This is a genomic window from Streptacidiphilus anmyonensis (assembly GCF_000787855.1).
In the GTDB taxonomy this organism is placed as follows: Bacteria; Actinomycetota; Actinomycetes; order Streptomycetales; family Streptomycetaceae; genus Streptacidiphilus; species Streptacidiphilus anmyonensis.
The window spans coordinates 40,035-57,568 of sequence record NZ_BBPQ01000020.1 but is presented as its reverse complement, the minus strand read 5'-3'; the positions used below and the strand labels follow the sequence as shown (position 1 = coordinate 57,568).

Sequence of the window (17,534 nt, the reverse complement as noted above, 5' to 3'; positions counted from 1 at the left end):
TGGTCGGTTGATGCAGGCGTTGCCGTCGGGTGGTGCGATGGTGGCGGTGCAGGCGTCCGAGGACGAGGTGCTGCCGCTGCTCACCGACGAGGTGGGGATCGCGGCGGTCAACGGCCCGACGTCCGTGGTGGTTTCGGGTGCCGAGCAGGCCGTGCTGGAGGTCACGGACCGACTGGCCGCCGAGGGACGCAAGACGAAGCGGCTGACGGTCAGTCACGCGTTCCATTCGCCGCTGATGGACCCGATGCTGGACGAGTTCCGTGCGGTGGTCGAGGGGCTGGAGTTCCACGAGCCCCAGGTTCCGATCGTCTCGACGCTGGACCGGTCCGCCGACCTGACCTCGCCCGCGTACTGGGTGCGCCACGTCCGCGAGGCGGTGCGCTTCGCCGACGCCGTGCAGACCCTGGAGCGCGAGGGCGTCCGCACCTTCCTGGAGCTCGGCCCGGACGGCACGCTCTCCGCGCTCGGCCAGGCGTGCGTGACCGAGGACGCGGTGTTCGCGCCCGTGCTGCGCCGTGACCGTCCCGAGGCCCGTACGGTCACCACCGCCCTCGCCCAGGCCCAGGTGCGCGGCGTGGCCGTCGACTGGCGGGCGTTCTACGCAGGTCGTGGCGCCCGCCGGGTGGACCTGCCCAGCTACGCGTTCCAGCATCGCCGCTACTGGCCGACCGCTGCCGCCTGGGCCGAGACGGCGGCAGCCGGTCCGGCCGGCGCCGACGCGGTGGACGCGCAGTTCTGGGCGGCCGTCGAGAGCGGCGACTTGCAGGCCCTCACCGCCACCCTGGACCTGGACGGCGACCAGCCGCTGAGCTCGGTGCTGCCGGCACTGACCGCCTGGCGTCGGCAGAGCCGCGACCGCTCCACCGTGGACGGCTGGCGCTACCGCATCGGCTGGCGGCCGACCACGGAGGCACCTCGCGCAGCGGTCAGTGGCCACTGGCTGCTGGTGGTTCCGGCCGGACAGCTGGACCACGAGTGGTCCACTGCCGCCGACCGGGCCCTGTTGCAGCGAGGCGTGACCGTCCACCGGGTCGAGTTCGACGCGCCGACGACCGCCGACCGTGCCGTGCTGGCCGAACGGCTGCGCGCCGCGCTGCCCGAGGGCGGCGAGCCGGTCGACGGAGTGCTCTCGCTGATCGCGCTGGACGACCGCCCGCACCCCGGGCTTCCGTCGGTGCCCGCCGCCCTCTCCGGAACCCTCGCGCTGGTCCAGGCGCTCGGGGACGCGGGCGTCGAGGCGCCGCTGTGGTGCGCGACGCGTGGGGCGGTCTCGACCGGCCGCTCCGACCGGCTGGAGCATCCGAGTCAGGCCCAGGTCTGGGGCCTCGGCCGGGTCGTGGCGCAGGAGTACCCGGAGCGCTGGGGCGGTCTGGTCGACCTGCCCGAGACGGCCGACGAGCGCGCGCTCGCCCGGCTGGCCGCCGTGCTCGGCGGTCTCGGCGACGAGGACCACCTGGCGATCCGTCCCTCCGGCGTGCTGGCCCGCCGCCTGCTGCGCGCACAGGGCGGCGAGACCCCGGCGGCGGGCTGGACCCCGCGCGGTAGCGCCCTGGTCACCGGTGGCACCGGCGCGCTCGGCGCGCACGTCGCCCGGTGGCTGGCCCGAGCCGGCGCGGAGCACCTGGTGCTGACCAGCCGGCGCGGCCGGAACGCCGCGGGTGTGGCCGAGCTCGAAGCCGAACTGACCGCGCTGGGCGCACGGGTGACCGTCGCCGCCTGTGACGTCTCCGACCGGGCGGCGCTGGCCGAGCTGCTGGCGGCGCTGCCCGCCGAGTACCCGCTGAGCACGGTCGTGCACGCGGCCGGTGTGCTGGACGACGGCGTGCTGGACGCGCTGACCCCGGAGCGGCTGGCCGGTGTGCTGCGGCCCAAGGTCGACGCGGCCGTCAACCTGGACGAGCTGACGCGCGGGCTTGACCTGTCGGCGTTCGTGATGTTCTCCTCCTTCGCCGGCACCTTCGGCGGCCCCGGCCAGGCCAACTACGCAGCCGCCAACGCGTTCCTGGACGCGCTCGCCGAGCAGCGCCGGGCCGCCGGTCTGCCCGCCACCACGATGGCGTGGGGCGCCTGGGCCGAGGGCGGCATGGCGGTGGACGACGTGGTCACCGAGCGCCTGCGCCGTGGCGGCGTGCCGGCGCTGGCACCGGACCTGGCCGTCGCCGCGATGCAGCACGCGCTGGACCACGACGAGACCTTCTCGCTGGTGGTGGACATCCTGTGGGACCGCTTCGCGCCCCAGTACACCGCGATCAGGCCCAGCACCCTCTTCGCCGAACTGCCCGAGGCGGTCAAGGCGTTGGCCGACGCGGAGGCGGAGTACGGCGAGGAGGCCGACAGCTCCTCGCTGCGGCAGCGCCTGGCCGCCGCCACCGAGGGCGAACGCGGCCGCCTCGCCCTGGACTTCGTGCGCGCCCAGGTGGCCGCCGTGCTCGGCTACCCGGACTCGGACGCCGTCGAACCGGCCCGCGCCTTCCGCGAGTTGGGCTTCGACTCGCTGACCGCCGTCGAGCTGCGCAACCTGCTCGCCGCGCTCACCGGTCTGCGCCTGCCCGCGACCCTGGTCTTCGACTACCCCAACGCCACCGCGCTCGCCGAGCTGCTCTGCGGCGAACTCCTCGGGTCCGCACCTGAGATCACCCCGGCCGCGGCGGCCCCCGCCCGCGCGGACGACGACGACCCGATCGCCATCGTCGGCATGGCCTGCCGCTTCCCCGGCGGGGTCTCCTCGCCCGAGGAGCTCTGGCGGCTGCTGGCCGCCGGTGCCGACGCCCTTGCCGGATTCCCGGACGACCGCGGCTGGGACCTGGACGCCCTGTACGACCCCGACCCCGAGCACCCCGGCACCTCGTACGTCCGCGAGGGCGGCTTCCTGGCCGAAGCCGGCGCCTTCGACCCCGGCTTCTTCGGGATCTCGCCGCGCGAGGCGCTGGCGATGGACCCGCAGCAGCGACTGCTGCTGGAGACGTCCTGGGAGGCGTTCGAGCGGGCCGGTATCGACCCGGCCGGCCTGCGCGGCAGCCGGACGGGCGTCTTCACCGGCACGAACGGCCAGGACTACCTGCCGCTCATCCTGAGCGCGCCGGACGGTTCCGAGGGATTCCTCGGCACCGGCAACGCGGCGAGCGTGATGTCCGGACGCGTCGCGTACTGCCTGGGCCTGGAGGGCCCGGCGGTGACGGTGGACACCGCGTGCTCGTCGTCGCTGGTCGCGCTGCACTGGGCGATCCAGGCGCTGCGGGCCGGTGAGTGCTCGCTGGCTCTGGCCGGCGGTGTCACCGTGATGTCCACGCCGGGCGCGTTCGTCGACTTCAGTCGTCAGCGCGGCCTCGCCGCCGACGGCCGGTGCAAGGCGTTCGCCGAGGCGGCGGACGGCACCGGCTGGGGTGAGGGCGTCGGTATGCTGCTCGTCGAGCGGCTCTCCGACGCGCGGCGCAACGGGCACCCGGTGCTGGCGGTCGTGCGCGGCAGTGCCGTGAACCAGGACGGCGCCAGCAACGGTCTGACCGCGCCGAACGGTCCGTCGCAGCAGCGGGTGATCCGGCAGGCGCTGGCCTCGGCCGGGCTGACGGCCGCCGAGGTCGACGCGGTCGAGGCGCACGGCACGGGCACCTCGCTGGGCGACCCGATCGAGGCCCAGGCGCTGCTGGCCACCTACGGCCAGGACCGTGAACACCCCCTGTGGCTGGGGTCGGTGAAGTCCAACATCGGGCACACCCAGGCCGCGGCCGGTGTCGCGGGCGTCATCAAGATGGTGCTGGCGATGCAGCACGGCGTGCTGCCGCAGACCCTGCACGTGGACCAGCCGTCGACGCACATCGACTGGTCGGCGGGCGCGGTCGAGCTGCTGACCGAGGCACGCGAGTGGCCCGCGACCGGGCGTCCGCGCCGGGCGGCGGTGTCGTCGTTCGGCGTCAGCGGGACCAACGCGCACGTGATCGTCGAGCAGCAGCCGGAGGCCGCCGAAGAACCGGTCGTCGAGGCCACCGTGACGGCGCCCGTCGTGCCGTGGCCGCTCTCCGCGCGTGACGCGGCAGCGCTCCGGGCACAGGCGCAGCGGCTGCGTGACCGGCTGGCGGAGCAGCCCGAGGCGCGCCCCGTCGACGTCGGTTTCTCGCTGGCGACCACCCGCGCCGCGCTGGAGCACCGGGCCGTCGTGGTGGCCGACGACCTCGCGGGCCACCTGCGGGCGCTGACCGCGCTGGCCGCGGGGGAGGAGGCGCCGGAGCTGGTCGAGGGCGCCGCCGGGCTGGGTCGGACGGCTTTCCTCTTCACCGGCCAGGGCAGCCAGCGTCTCGGCATGGGCGCGGAGCTCTACGGGATCCACCCCGTTTTCGCGGACGCGCTGGACGAGGTCCTCGCGCACCTGGACCAGCACCTGGACCGCCCGCTGCGGGACGTCGTCTTCGCGTCCGAGGGCGATCTGATCCACCGGACGGGCTACGCGCAGCCCGCGCTGTTCGCGGTCGAGGTGGCGCTGTTCCGTCTGGTCGAGTCGTGGGGCCTGCGTCCGGACGTGCTGGCCGGGCACTCGATCGGCGAGCTGGCCGCCGCGCATGTCGCGGGTGTGCTGTCGCTCGCCGATGCGGCGAAGCTGGTGGCGGCGCGTGGTCGGTTGATGCAGCAACTGCCCTCGGGCGGTGTGATGGTGGCGGTGCAGGCGTCCGAGGACGAGGTGCTGCCGCTGCTCACCGACCAGGTGGGGATCGCGGCCGTCAACGGGCCGTCGTCGGTGGTGCTCTCGGGCGCCGAGGCGGCGGTGCTGGAGGTGACCGCGCAGCTCGCCGAGCAGGGACGGAAGACCAAGCGGCTGACCGTCAGCCACGCCTTCCACTCGCCGCTGATGGACCCGATGCTGGCCGAGTTCCGCGCGGTCGCGCAGGAGCTGGAGTTCCACCCGCCGCGGATTCCGATCGTCTCGACGCTGGACCAGGCGGCGGCCCCGACCGACCCCGAGTACTGGGTGCGACACGTCAGGGAAGCCGTGCGCTTCCTCGACGCCGTGCGCACGATGGAGCGCCAAGGCGTCACCACCTTCCTGGAGTTGGGACCGGACGGGGTGCTGTCGGCGCTCGGGCCGGAGTGCGTGGCCGAGCCGGGGGCGGTGTTCGCGGCGGCGCTGCGCGCGGGTCGTCCCGAGGCGCGGACGCTGACCGGCGCGCTCGCCCAGGCGTACGTCCAGGGCGTGCCCGTGGACTGGCGCGCGGTCTTCGCCGGTCAGGGCGCCCGCCGGGTCGACCTGCCCACCTACGCCTTCCAGCGGGAGCACTACTGGCCCGACGTCCCGGCGCTCGGCGCCGGAGACGTCACCATGGCCGGCCTCGGCACCACCGACCACCCGCTGCTCGGCGCTGCGGCCGAACTGCCGGACTCCGGCGGCTACGTGTTCACCGGCCGACTCGCCCTCTCCACTCATCCGTGGCTGGCCGACCACGCCGTGATGGGCTCGGTGCTGCTGCCGGGGACGGCCTTCGTCGAGCTGGCCGTGCGCGCGGGCGAGCAGGTCGGCTGCGACCTGCTGGAGGAGCTCACGCTCGCCGCGCCGCTGGTCCTGCCCGAGCAGGGTGGGGTGCAGCTGCGCCTCACCGTCGCGGCGGCGGACCCGAGCGGTCGCCGTGCGCTCAGCCTGCACTCGCGTCGGGAGGACGTCCCGGCCGAAGAGCTGTGGACCCGGCACGCGACCGGTCTGCTCGCCTCCGGTGCGCGACCGGCCGGGTTCGACCTCGGCTCGGAGCTGTGGCCGCCGTCCGGCGCGACGGAGGTCGACCTCAACGGCCGCTATCAGGAGCTGATCGAGCTCGGCTTCGACTACGGCCCCGTCTTCCAGGGCCTGCGCCGGGCCTGGCGGCGCGACGGCGAGGTCTTCGCCGAGGTGCGCCTGCCGCAGCAGGCCGAGGCCGACGCGGGCCAGTTCGGGCTGCACCCGGCGCTGCTCGACTCCGCCCTGCACGCGCTCGGCCTGGCCGGCGCCGGCGACACCGACTGGCAGGGCAGGCTGCCGTTCTCCTGGACGGGCGTGTCGCTGTACGCGGTCGGCGCGTCGGCCCTTCGGGTGCGGTTGACGCCGGCGGGAGCGGACGGTGTCTCGCTGGAGCTGGCGGACGAGGCCGGTCGTCCGGTCGCGTCCGTGGACGCGCTGGTGCTGCGGGCGGTCTCGGCCGAGCAGGTGCGCGCCGCGCGGGCCGCGTTCCACGAGTCGCTGTTCCGTCCGGAGTGGGTGGCCCTGCCCACCGCCGTCGCGGCGGCGACCGGACGTTGGGCGGTGCTGGGCGGCGACGCCGAGGTCCTGGGCGCGTTCGGCGGCGAGGTCGTGGCGTACCCCGACCTCGACGCGCTGCTGGCGGACGGGGCGCTGCCCGAGGCGGTCGTCGTTCCCTGCTTCGCGGAGGACCTCGGGCCGGACGTGCCCGACGCGGTGCGCGCGACGGTGAACCGGGTGCTCGCACTCGCCCAGGCATGGCTGGCCGAGGACCGGCTCGCCGACACCCCGCTCGTGGTGCTCACCCGCGGCGCGGTGGCCACCGCCGCGGACGCGGACGTCACCGACCTGCCCCACGCCGCGGCCTGGGGGCTGCTGCGCTCGGCGCAGACCGAGAACCCGGGGCGGATCGTCCTGGTCGACGCCGATGCGGATGCGGACTCGCAGCGGGCCCTGACCGTCGCCCTGACGGCGGAGGAGCCGCAGCTGGCGGTCCGTGAGGGCGTGGCGTACGCGCTGCGACTGGCCAGGGTGGAGGACACGGCGGCCGAGGCCCCCGTCCTCGATCCGGAAGGGACGGTCCTGGTCACCGGCGGCACCGGCGCGCTCGGCGCGCTGCTCGCCCGGCACCTGGTGACCGAGCACGGCGTCCGGCACCTGCTGCTCACCAGCCGGCGCGGCGTCGACGCCCCCGGCGCGGCCGAACTCCGCACCGAGCTGGCCGCGCTGGGCGCCGAGGTGGAGATCGCGGCCTGCGACGCGGCCGACCGCGAGGCGCTGGCCGGGCTGCTGGGCTCGCTGCGGCGTCCGCTGACGGCCGTGGTGCACACCGCGGGCGTCACCGACGACGGCGTGCTCTCCGCGCTCACCCCCGAGCGGGTCGAAGGGGTGCTCCGGCCCAAGGCCGACGGCGCCTGGAACCTGCACGAGCTGACCGCCGGGCTGGACCTGTCGGCGTTCGTGCTCTTCTCCTCGGCCGCCGGTCTCTTCGGCGGTCCCGGGCAGGGCAACTACGCCGCGGCCAACGCCTTCCTGGACGCGCTCGCCCGGCACCGCCGCGCCGCGGGCCAGGCGGCCACGTCGCTGGACTGGGGCCTCTGGGCCCAGAGCAGCGGAGTCAGCGGTCACCTGGACGACAACGACCGCGCCCGGATGGAGCGTTCGGGCCTCGGCGCACTCAGCTCGGCCGAGGGCCTGGCCCTCTTCGACGCCGCCCTGCGAGACGGCGGCGAGGACGCCGTCCTGGTGCCGATGCACGTGCGGACCGCCACCCTGCGGGAGCAGGCGGCAGCCGGATCGGGGGTTCCCCCGCTGTTGCGGGGCCTGGTCCGCGTCCCGCTGCGCCGGGCCGTGGAGTCGGCGGGCGCCGGCGCTGCCTCCGGCGAGTCCGAGCTCGTCGCCCGCGTGGCCCCGCTGGCCGTCGGCGAGCAGCGGCAGGCGCTGCTCGACCTGGTCCGCCGGCAGATCGCCGCGGTCCTCGGCTACGCCGGAGCCGAAGCCGTCGACGCCGAACGCGCCTTCAAGGAGCTGGGCTTCGACTCGCTGACCGCGGTCGAACTGCGCAACCGGCTGGCCACCGCCACCGGTCTGCGGCTGCCCGCCACGCTGGTCTTCGACTACCCCAACCCGACCGCGCTCAGCAGCCATCTGCGCGACGAACTGCTCGGCGCGCCGGCCGAGACCGCCCGGGCGCAGACCACCGCACGGGCGGCCGGTGAGGCCGACGACCCGATCGCCATCGTCGCGATGGCCTGCCGCTACCCGGGCGGGGTGAGCTCGCCCGAGGAGCTGTGGCGGCTGATCGCCGAGGAACGCGACGGGATCTCGACCTTCCCCACCGACCGCGGCTGGGACCTGGACGCGCTGTACGACCCGGACCCGGACCACCCCGGCACCTCGTACACCCGCGAGGGCGGCTTCCTGCACGACTCCAGCTACTTCGACCCGGCCTTCTTCGGCATCAGCCCGCGCGAGGCGCTGGCCATGGACCCGCAGCAGCGGCTGCTGCTGGAGACCACCTGGGAGGCCTTCGAGCGGGCCGGCATCGACCCGGCCGCCATGCGCGGCAGCTCCGTCGGCGTCTTCGCGGGCGTGATGTACCACGACTACGGCACCCGGCTGCGGGCTGCTCCCGACGAGGTCGAGGGCTACCTCGGCACCGGCAGCTCCAGCAGCGTCGTCTCCGGACGCGTCGCCTACACCTTCGGCCTCGAAGGCCCGGCGGTGACCGTGGACACGGCCTGTTCGTCCTCGCTGGTGGCCCTGCACCTGGCGGTCCAGGCGCTGCGCAGCGGCGAGTGCACGATGGCGCTGGCCGGTGGCGTCACCGTGATGTTCACCCCCGGCACGTTCGTCGAGTTCAGCCGCCAGCGCGGCCTGGCCCGCGACGGCCGCTGCAAGTCCTTCGCGGCCGCGGCGGACGGCACCGGCTGGGGCGAGGGCGCGGGCATGCTGCTGGTGGAGCGGCTGTCGGACGCGCGCCGCAACGGTCACCCGGTGCTGGCGGTCGTGCGTGGCTCGGCCGTGAACCAGGACGGCGCGAGCAACGGCCTGACGGCTCCCAACGGTCCGTCGCAGCAGCGGGTGATCCGCGCCGCGCTGGCCAACGCGGGCGTGACGGCCGACGAGGTCGACGCGGTCGAGGCGCACGGCACGGGCACCTCGCTGGGCGACCCGATCGAGGCGCAGGCGCTGCTGGCCACCTACGGGCGCGAGCACGCCGCCGACCGGCCGCTGTGGCTGGGCTCGGTGAAGTCGAACCTGGGCCACACCCAGGCGGCCTCGGGCGTCGCCGGTGTGATCAAGATGGTCATGGCGATGCGCCACGGCGTGCTGCCGAAGACGCTGCACGTGGACGAGCCGTCGGCGCAGGTGGACTGGGCGGCCGGTGCGGTGGAGCTGCTCACCGAGGCGCGGAGCTGGCCGGAGACCGGGCGGCCGCGCCGGGTCGCGGTCTCCTCCTTCGGGATCAGCGGCACCAACGCGCACACGGTGCTGGAACAGGCGCCGGAAGTCGCGGACCCTGTCGCCGCACCGACCGGGCCGGCCGCACCGGCGGCGCTGGTTCCCTGGGTGCTGTCGGCGAAGGGGGAGCCCGCGCTGCGGGCGCAGGCGGCGCGGCTGCACGCGCTGGTCGCGGACCGGCCCGAGCTGCGGCCGGCCGACGTCGGCTACTCGCTGGCGACCACGCGTGCCGCGCTGGAGCAGCGGGCGGTCCTGGTGGCCGCCGACCGGGAGGAGTTCCTGCTCCGACTGGAGGCGCTGGCGGCCGGCGACGCGCCCGGGGCCGGCCTGGTCCAGGGGTCCGTCACCGGTGGGCGGACAGCGTTCCTGTTCACCGGTCAGGGGAGCCAGCGGGCCGGGATGGGCCGTGAGCTGTACGAGGCGTTCCCGGTGTTCGCGGCGGCGTTCGACGCGGTGGGCGAGGCGCTGGACGGGCAGCTGGGCCTGCCGCTGCGGGAGGTCGTCTTCGGCGGGGAGCGGATCGACGAGACGGCGGGCACGCAGCCGGCGTTGTTCGCTCTTGAGGTGGCGCTGTTCCGGCTCGTGGAGTCGTGGGGCGTGCGGCCGGACTTCCTCGCGGGTCATTCGATCGGTGAGATCGCGGCCGCCCATGTGGCCGGGGTGTTGTCGCTCGCGGACGCTGCCAAGTTGGTGGCGGCGCGCGGTCGGTTGATGCAGGCGCTGCCCGACGGTGGCGTGATGGTGGCGGTCCAAGCCGCCGAGGGCGAGGTGCTGCCGCTGCTCACCGACGAGGTCGGGATCGCCGCTGTCAACGGCCCGACCTCGGTGGTGATCTCGGGCGCCGAGGCGGCAGTGCTGGCTGTGGCCGAGCGGTTGGCGGCCGACGGGCGGAAGACCAAGCAGCTGACGGTCAGTCATGCCTTCCACTCGCCCTTGATGGACCCGATGCTGGACGAGTTCCGTGCGGTGGTCGAGGGCCTGGCCTTCCACGAGCCCCAGGTGCCGATCGTCTCGACGCTGGACCGGTCCGCCGACCTGACCTCGCCCGCGTACTGGGTGCGCCACGTGCGCGAGGCCGTCCGCTTCCGCGACGCCGTCGAGGCACTGGAGCGCGAGGGCGTCCGCACCTTCCTGGAGCTCGGCCCGGACGGCACGCTCTCCGCGCTCGGCCAGGACTGCGTGACCGAGGACGGCACCGCGTTCGCGCCGGTGCTGCGCCGCGACCGCGCCGAGGCGGAGACCTTCACCACCGCCCTCGCCCACCTGCACACCCGCGGTGCCAAGCTGGACTGGGAGGCGGTCTTCGCGGGGGCGGACGCCCGGCGCGTCGACCTGCCCACCTACGCCTTCCAGAAGGACCGCTACTGGCTGGACATGGGCATCTCCGTCGGCGACCTGGCCACGGTCGGCGTCGAGCCGACCGGCCACCCGCTGCTCGGTGCGGCGGTCGAGCTGCCGGACGCCTCCGGGTTCGTGTTCACCGGTCGGCTCGCGCTCTCCACGCAGCCGTGGCTGGCCGACCACGCCGTCATGGGCTCGGTGCTGCTGCCGGGGACGGCCTTCGTCGAGCTGGCCGTGCGGGCCGGTGAGCAGGTCGGTTGCGACCTGCTGGAGGAGCTGACCCTGGCCGCGCCGCTGGTCCTGCCCGAGCGCGGTGGCGTCCAGCTGCGGGTGACGGTCGGTGCGCCGGACGCGTCGGGCTGCCGTCCGCTGAGCCTGTACTCGCGGCTGGAGGACGCGCCGGACGCGGAACCGTGGATCCGGCACGCGACCGGCCTGCTCGCCTCCGGGGCGCAGCCCGCCGGTTTCGACTTCGCCGAGTGGCCGCCGGCCGACGCCGAGCCGGTCGACACCAGCGGTCTCTACGAGGGTGCGGCAGCGGCCGGACTGGAGTACGGCCCGCTCTTCCGAGGGCTCCGCCGGGCCTGGCGACGCGACGGCGAGGTCTTCGTCGAGATCCAGCCCGCGCCGACAGGGCCGGGCCGTGGCGCGCAGGAGCTGGACGGGCAGCGGCTGGACGGTTCGGCGTTCGGTCTGCATCCGGCGCTGCTCGACGCCGCCCTGCACGGCGTGGGCCTGGGTGGCGTCGTGGCTCAGGCCGACCAGGACGCCGGGCGGGCCAGGCTGCCGTTCTCCTGGAACGGGGTCCGGCTGCACGCGGTCGGCGCTTCGGCGCTGCGCGTGAGGTTGACCTCCGCAGGGGCGGACGGGGTGTCGCTGGAGCTGGCGGACGAGACTGGTCGTCCGGTGGCGTCGGTGGACGCTCTGGTGCTGCGCGCGGTGTCGGCGGAGCAGCTCCAGGCCGCACAGGCCGCGTTCCACGAGTCGCTGTTCCGCCCCGAGTGGGTGACGCTGCCGGCTGTTGCCGGTGCGCCGACCGGGCATTGGGCGGTGCTGGGCGAGCACCCCGAGGCCGTGGGCATTCCGATGCACCGCGATCTCGACGCGTTGTTGGCGGCGGGGGACCTGCCCGAGGCGGTGGTCGTCCCGTGTCTCGCACCGGAGGTCGCCGCGACGGATGTGCCCGAGGCGACGAGGGCGGCCGTCCGGGGCGTCCTGGAACTCGCCCAGGCCTGGCTGGCCGAGGACCGGCTCGCCGACACGCCGCTGGTGGTCGTCACCCGGGGTGCGGTCGCGACCGACGAGGGCGCGGACGTCACCGACCTGGTGCACGCCGCGGCCTGGGGGTTGCTGCGTTCGGCGCAGAGCGAGAACCCCGGCCGGATCGTCCTGGTCGACCTGGACGCCGACGCCGACCCCTGGCGTGTCCTGCCGGCGGCCCTCGCCTCCGGCGAGCCGCAGGTCGCCGTCCGGGCGGGTGAGCTGTACGGCTTCCGGCTGGGCCGGGTGCCGGCCGCGCCGACCGAGCGGGCGACGCTGCTCGACCCGTTCGGCACCGTCCTGATCACCGGCGGCACCGGCGCGCTGGGCGCGCTGGTGGCCCGGCACCTGGTGGTCGAGCACGGTGCCCGGCACCTGCTGCTCACCAGCCGGCGCGGCGCCGACGCACCCGGTGTGGCGGAACTGCTGTCCGAGCTCGCCGAGTCGGGCGCCGGGGTCGAGGTCGAGGTCGCCGCGTGCGACGCGGCCGACCGGGAGGCGCTCGCGGCGCTGCTGGCCACGGTGCCGGCCGACCGTCCGCTGACCGCCGTGGTCCACACCGCGGGCGTGCTCGACGACGGAGTGCTCTCCGCGCTGTCTCCGGAGCGCCTGGAAGCCGTCCTGCGTCCCAAGGTGGACGCGGCCTGGAACCTCCACGAGCTGACCCAGCACCAGGAACTCTCCTCCTTCGTCCTGTTCTCCTCGTCCGCAGGAGTCTTCGGCGGGTCGGGGCAGGCCAACTACGCCGCCGCCAACGCCTTCCTGGACGCACTGGCCCAGCACCGCACGGCGCGGGGCCTGGCGGCCGGTTCGCTTGCCTGGGGCCTGTGGGAGACGAGCGGCGGCATGGCCGGAGGCCTGGGCGAGGCGGACGTGGCCCGGCTGGTCCGGGCCGGGTTCGCTCCGCTGCCGCCGAAGGAGGGGCTGGAACTCTTCGACCTGGCCGTCGGGTCGGCGGATCCGGTGCTGGTCCCGATGCGCCTGGACGCGGCGGTGCTGCGCGCCCACGGCGATCCCGACCTGGTGCCGCACCTGCTGCGCGGCCTGGTCCGGATCCCGGCCCGCCGCCCGGCCGCCACGGCCGGTGCCGGTTCACGCGGTGCGGCGACGGCCGAAGAGCGTTCCCTGGTCGAGCAGTTGCGCGGCCTGCCGGACGCCGAGCGGGACCGCCTGCTGCTGGACCTGGTGCGCGGGCAGGTGGCCGCGGTGCTGGGCTACGGCAACGCGGGGGCGATCGAGCCGGAACGCGGCTTCGTCGAGCTGGGCTTCGACTCGCTGACCGCCGTCGACCTTCGCAACCGCCTGGGCACGCTGGCCGGGCTGAGGCTGCCGGTCACGCTGATCTTCGACTACCCGACACCGGTGGCCCTGGCCGGCTACCTGCGCGAGGAGACCCGCCAGGACGAGCCGACCAGCGCTCCGGCCCTCCCGATCGGGGCGGAGCTGGACCGCCTCGAGTCGATCCTCTCCACCCTCGACGCCGACGACGAGGAGCGCCGGACCGTCACCACCCGCCTGCGCACCCTGCTGTCGATGTGGACCGAATCCGGCAGCCAGCAGTCCGCGTCGGCCTCCGACCCGGCGGCTGAGGCCGAGCTCGAGTCGGCCACGGCCGACGAGCTCTTCAGCCTGCTGGACGAGGAGCTGGGCCTGTCCTGACCCTCCCGGGTCGGGGCGTCCAGGCGCCCGAAAGACCGACCGTCCCCTTGGACCGAAGCACCGTCCCGGTCCAAGGGGACGGTTGTTTCTCCGCTGCGGCCGACTGGTGAAGTGTCGGTGTGGCACCACGGGGCGATCGACTTCCCCGAGGGGAGGGTTGACCCCGACGGGGCGACGTACCTGTTCGAGCTCCTGGTCGACCGCTCGCTGGAAGCGTTCCAACGGTTCGCCGAGGACTACTACGAGGTCTCGGTAGACCCGGGGCGGTGGCCTACGTGTACGCCCCGCGCCCGCTGAGCCATCCTTCTGAAGCGAAGCCGCCCCTGTCGCACCCGTCCCCGGAACGCACTGCGGCCCGCCGGCGGGTGCCGGCGGGCCGCAGTGAGGAGGGGCTGGGGTCAGGCGAGTTCGCGTAGGGAGGGCCAGAGCTTGGACCACGGCGTGTGCGGTCCCTGGCAGAGCCAGAGCGGCTTGCCCTGCTGGCTGTTCTTCACCCCGTAGCCGTTGTCGACGGTGCCCACCCGGCGCACGGAGGTGAACTCGGCGCGCAGTTTGGACTCGTCGCCGCCGACGTACAGCACGACGCCGGCGGTGTCCGGCGGGGGCCCGAAGTACCAGGCGCCGCGCTGCGGGCTGTAGGCCTTCGGCAGGCGGAGGGTCGGACCGTAGTGTTCCAGCGCGCCCTCGGCCCAGAACGTGTCGGTGACGACGACGGCCTGTCGCCGCTCGTCAGCGGGAAGCGCGCGGTACGCGGCGGCGACCGTGCGGGACAGCTGCGGCCAGCCGATGGTGTCGGCGGCGGCGAAGTTGACGGCCTGCAGGGCGCCGGTGGCCGAGCCGAGCGGGTAGAGCGGCAACTCGGCCACGGCGACCAGCGCGGAGATCACGAAGGCGACCCGGCTGAACGCCCAGCGCCAGCCGCGCGCGGCCGGCCGGTACTGGAGCGAGACCGCGCCCGCGGCCCAGAGGACCGGGAACAGCCCCGCGACGTAGTACTGCCGGCCATCGGTCACGAGGAAGAACGCCGTCGTGCCGACGGCGGCCCAGCCGAGGAAGCGGTAGGCGCGCAGTTCCTCCATCCGCAGCAGCCGCCACAGACCCGCGCACAGCAGAATCAGCAGCGGGAAGCCGGCGAAGGCCAACGCGAGCGGCAGGAAGAGCGCCTGGCCGCCGAAGAGGCGGTCGTCCTCGGCGGCGATCACGCTGGTCATCTGCGACTGCGGCCAGCCGTGCTGGGCCTGCCACAGAAGGCTCGGCGTCGTCGCCAGCACCGTGAAAGCGCCGGCCACCCACAGCGCGGGCCGGGTGAGCAGCTCACGCGGGCCCACGGCGGCCACCGCGACCAGCAGGGCCAGCAGGAAGACGCCGACCAGGTACTTGTTCTGCAGGCCCAGCGCCGCGGCGAGGCCGAGCCAGAGCAGCAGCCTGTCGTCGCGCAGCCGGATCCAGCGCACCAGCAGCCAGCTGATCAGCGTCCAGAAGAAGACGTCCAGGGTCGGGGTGATCAGCAGGTGGCCGAAGACCACCACGATCGGCGACACGGCGAACGCGCCCGCGGCGAGCAGTTGGGCGCGCCGCTGTCCGCCCAACTCCCGGGCTGTCAGGGCGCAGAGCACCACGCCCAGCCCGCTCAGCAGGGTGGCGGGCAGTCGCAGGACGACCAGGTTGCCCGGGGCGAGCCCGTCCAGGGCGTGCGAGAGCAGCGGCACCAGCGGCGGCTGGTCGACGTATCCCCAGGACAGGTGCTTTCCGGCGGCGAGGAAGTACAACTCGTCGCCGTAGTAGCCGTATCGGGCGCTGGTCGCCAGCAGGGCCAGGGTCAGGACGCCGGCGATGATCGCCACCGGCCGCAGGGCGAACGGTTCGCAGCCGTTCGGCGGCCGTCCGGACGCCGACGACTCCGGACCAGGCGCGGGCCCTGTCGCCTGGGCCGCGGTCGCGGCGGGGTCAGTTGCTTGGGTCACGGTTTCTCCACTCCTCCACGGTGGTCAGTCCAGTGCTCGCTTGCGGAAGCCGCGGATGCCGAGCAGCCCGTACAGCAGGCAGGCCGCCGTGAGCGCGACGGCGTCGGCCCAGAGCGGGATCGAGTGCAGCTGCGAGCGCGGGATCAGGGCGGCCCGCATCCCCTCGCTGACGTAGGTCAGCGGGTTGAGCGCGCAGATCACCTGGAACGGCCGCATGCTCGCGAGGCCGAACCACGGGAACTGGGTGGCACCGGTGAACATCAGCGGGGTCAGCACCACCGTGATGATGATGCTGATGTGCCGCGACTCGACGGCCGTGCCGATGGTCATGCCGAGCGTGGCGCCGGCCAGCGAGCCGAGCACGAGCACACCGGTGACCGGCAGCAGACTCGACAGCGGCCAGGACACGTCGTCCAGCAGCAGGAAGCCGATCGGGACCATCACCGCGGCGGCGATCATGCCGCGGAGCGCGCCGAAGACCAGCTTCTCGACGGCGACCAGGGCGAGCGGGATCGGGGAGAGCAGCCGGTCCTCGATCTCCTTGGTGAACGAGAAGTCCACGATGAGCGGGAAGGCCGTGTTCTGCAGGGCCACCAGGAAGGCGCTCAGCGCCACCACGCCCGGCAGCAGCACCTGCTGGAAGCCGTGGCCCGCGTAGCCGAGACCGGTCAGGACCTTGCCGAAGACGAACAGCATGAAGAACGGCTCCACCACGACCTGGGCCAGGAACGGCACCAGTTCACGGCCTGTCACGAAGACGTCCCGCCAGAGGATGAAGAAGAACGCGCGGGCCGCGGAGGCACCGGGGCGGGCGGCGCCGTGGCGGTCGCCGCCGCTGAGGGGCAGGGTGGGTGCGGTGCTGCTCAACGGAGTTCTCTCCCGGTCAGTTCGATGAAGACGTCCTCCAGGGTCAGCTTGCCGAGGGACACGTCGTCGAGGTCGCAGTGCAGGTCGGTGAGCACGCCGACGACGGCCGGCAGCGCGGCCGTCGGTCGCCCGGCGGTGTAGATCCTCAGCCGCACGGCGTTCGGGGCGGGTTCGGCGGCTGCGGCATCGTCCTGGTCGGTGCCGGTGCCGGTGCCGGCGTCGGCGGGCCCGACGGGCTCGACCCGTTCGATTCCGGCGATCTTCTCCAGCGCGCGGACCACGTCGTTGCGCCCCTCAGGGTCGGGGGTGCGCAGCGAGACCGTCAGGCTGCCGGTGCCGCGCAGCGACTCGGTCAGCGCCCGGGGTGAGTCGAGCGCCAGCAGCTTGCCGTGGTCGACGATGCCGACCCGGTCGCAGAGCTTGGCGGCCTCCTCCATGTCGTGCGTGGTGATCACCACGGTGACTCCGCCGGCGCTCAGTTCGGCGACCCGCTCGTGGATGAAGAGACGGGACTGCGGGTCCAGGCCGGTGGCCGGCTCGTCCAGGAAGAGCACCCGAGGTCGGTGCATCAGCGCGCGGGCGATCATCACCCGCTGGGCCTGGCCGCCGGACAGCTCGTCCACCCGGGCCTTGCCGTGGTCGGTGAGGCCGACCCACTCCAGGCTCCCGTCCGCGAGCCGGGCGCGTTCGGCCCGGCGCATGCCGTGGTAGCCGGCATGGAAGAGGAGGTTCTGGCGGATCGTCAGGGAGCGGTCGAGGTTGATGCGCTGCGGGACGACCGCGAACGTGCGGTGGGCGGTGGCCGGGTCGGCCGCCACGTCGACCCCGAGGATGGTGACCCGCCCCGAGGTCGGGGCCACCCGCGTCGTCATGACGCCGATCGTGGTCGACTTGCCGGCGCCGTTCGGGCCGAGCAGGCCGAAGACCTCTCCGGGACTGACCCGGAAGCTGAGGTCGTCCACCGCGGGGTGTTCGCGATTGCGATATCTCTTGACCAGCCGGTCGACGACGACGGCGGAATCCACGTCGTGTGGTGCGCGTGCTGTATTCATTGATGCCTGCGAATCGGCCGGGACGCGACAACGGCGGCATGAGAGCTGCGCGGCGATGAGTTCACGCGCATCCTGATACGACGTCATGCGCCGGATGAAATGGGACACGGAATTGCGTGGACCATGTATAGCATGGGCGCCGCTCGGGCATGCCTCCCCTGATTCGCCGCCCCCTGGAACAGGGGGGCTAGGGGGAGGGTAGGGGATGCTTCCGGCCCTGAGCCGCTGCTA

The 17,534-nt window shown here is 74.2% G+C and carries 4 protein-coding genes; 1 reads left to right on the top strand and 3 read right to left on the bottom strand.

Features of this window, described 5'->3' with window-relative positions; translation table 11 throughout:
• The coding region (locus tag TR50_RS19255) for a type I polyketide synthase (protein WP_236654483.1) at window positions 1-13,420 on the top strand (13,420 nt) is incomplete at its 5' end.
• A gap of 398 nt (window positions 13,421-13,818) precedes the next feature.
• Here TR50_RS19255 and TR50_RS19245 read toward each other — a convergent pair.
• Genes TR50_RS19245 through TR50_RS19235 form a run of 3 tightly spaced genes read right to left on the bottom strand, consistent with a single transcriptional unit; the run spans window position 13,819 to window position 17,303 of the window.
• The gene (locus TR50_RS19245) at window positions 13,819-15,384 is read right to left on the bottom strand and encodes an ArnT family glycosyltransferase (protein ID WP_201776844.1); all 1,566 of its coding nucleotides are present in this window, start codon (window positions 15,382-15,384) and stop codon (window positions 13,819-13,821) included.
• A gap of 24 nt (window positions 15,385-15,408) precedes the next feature.
• Window positions 15,409-16,251: an ABC transporter permease gene (locus tag TR50_RS19240; RefSeq protein WP_236654482.1), complete on the bottom strand. Its 843-nt coding sequence runs from the start codon at window positions 16,249-16,251 to the stop codon at window positions 15,409-15,411.
• The gene (locus TR50_RS19235) at window positions 16,248-17,303 is read right to left on the bottom strand and encodes an ABC transporter ATP-binding protein (protein WP_201776843.1); all 1,056 of its coding nucleotides are present in this window, start codon (window positions 17,301-17,303) and stop codon (window positions 16,248-16,250) included. The genes TR50_RS19240 and TR50_RS19235 overlap by 4 nt, the downstream gene beginning before the upstream one ends.
• Window positions 17,304-17,534: the final 231 nt, after the last annotated feature.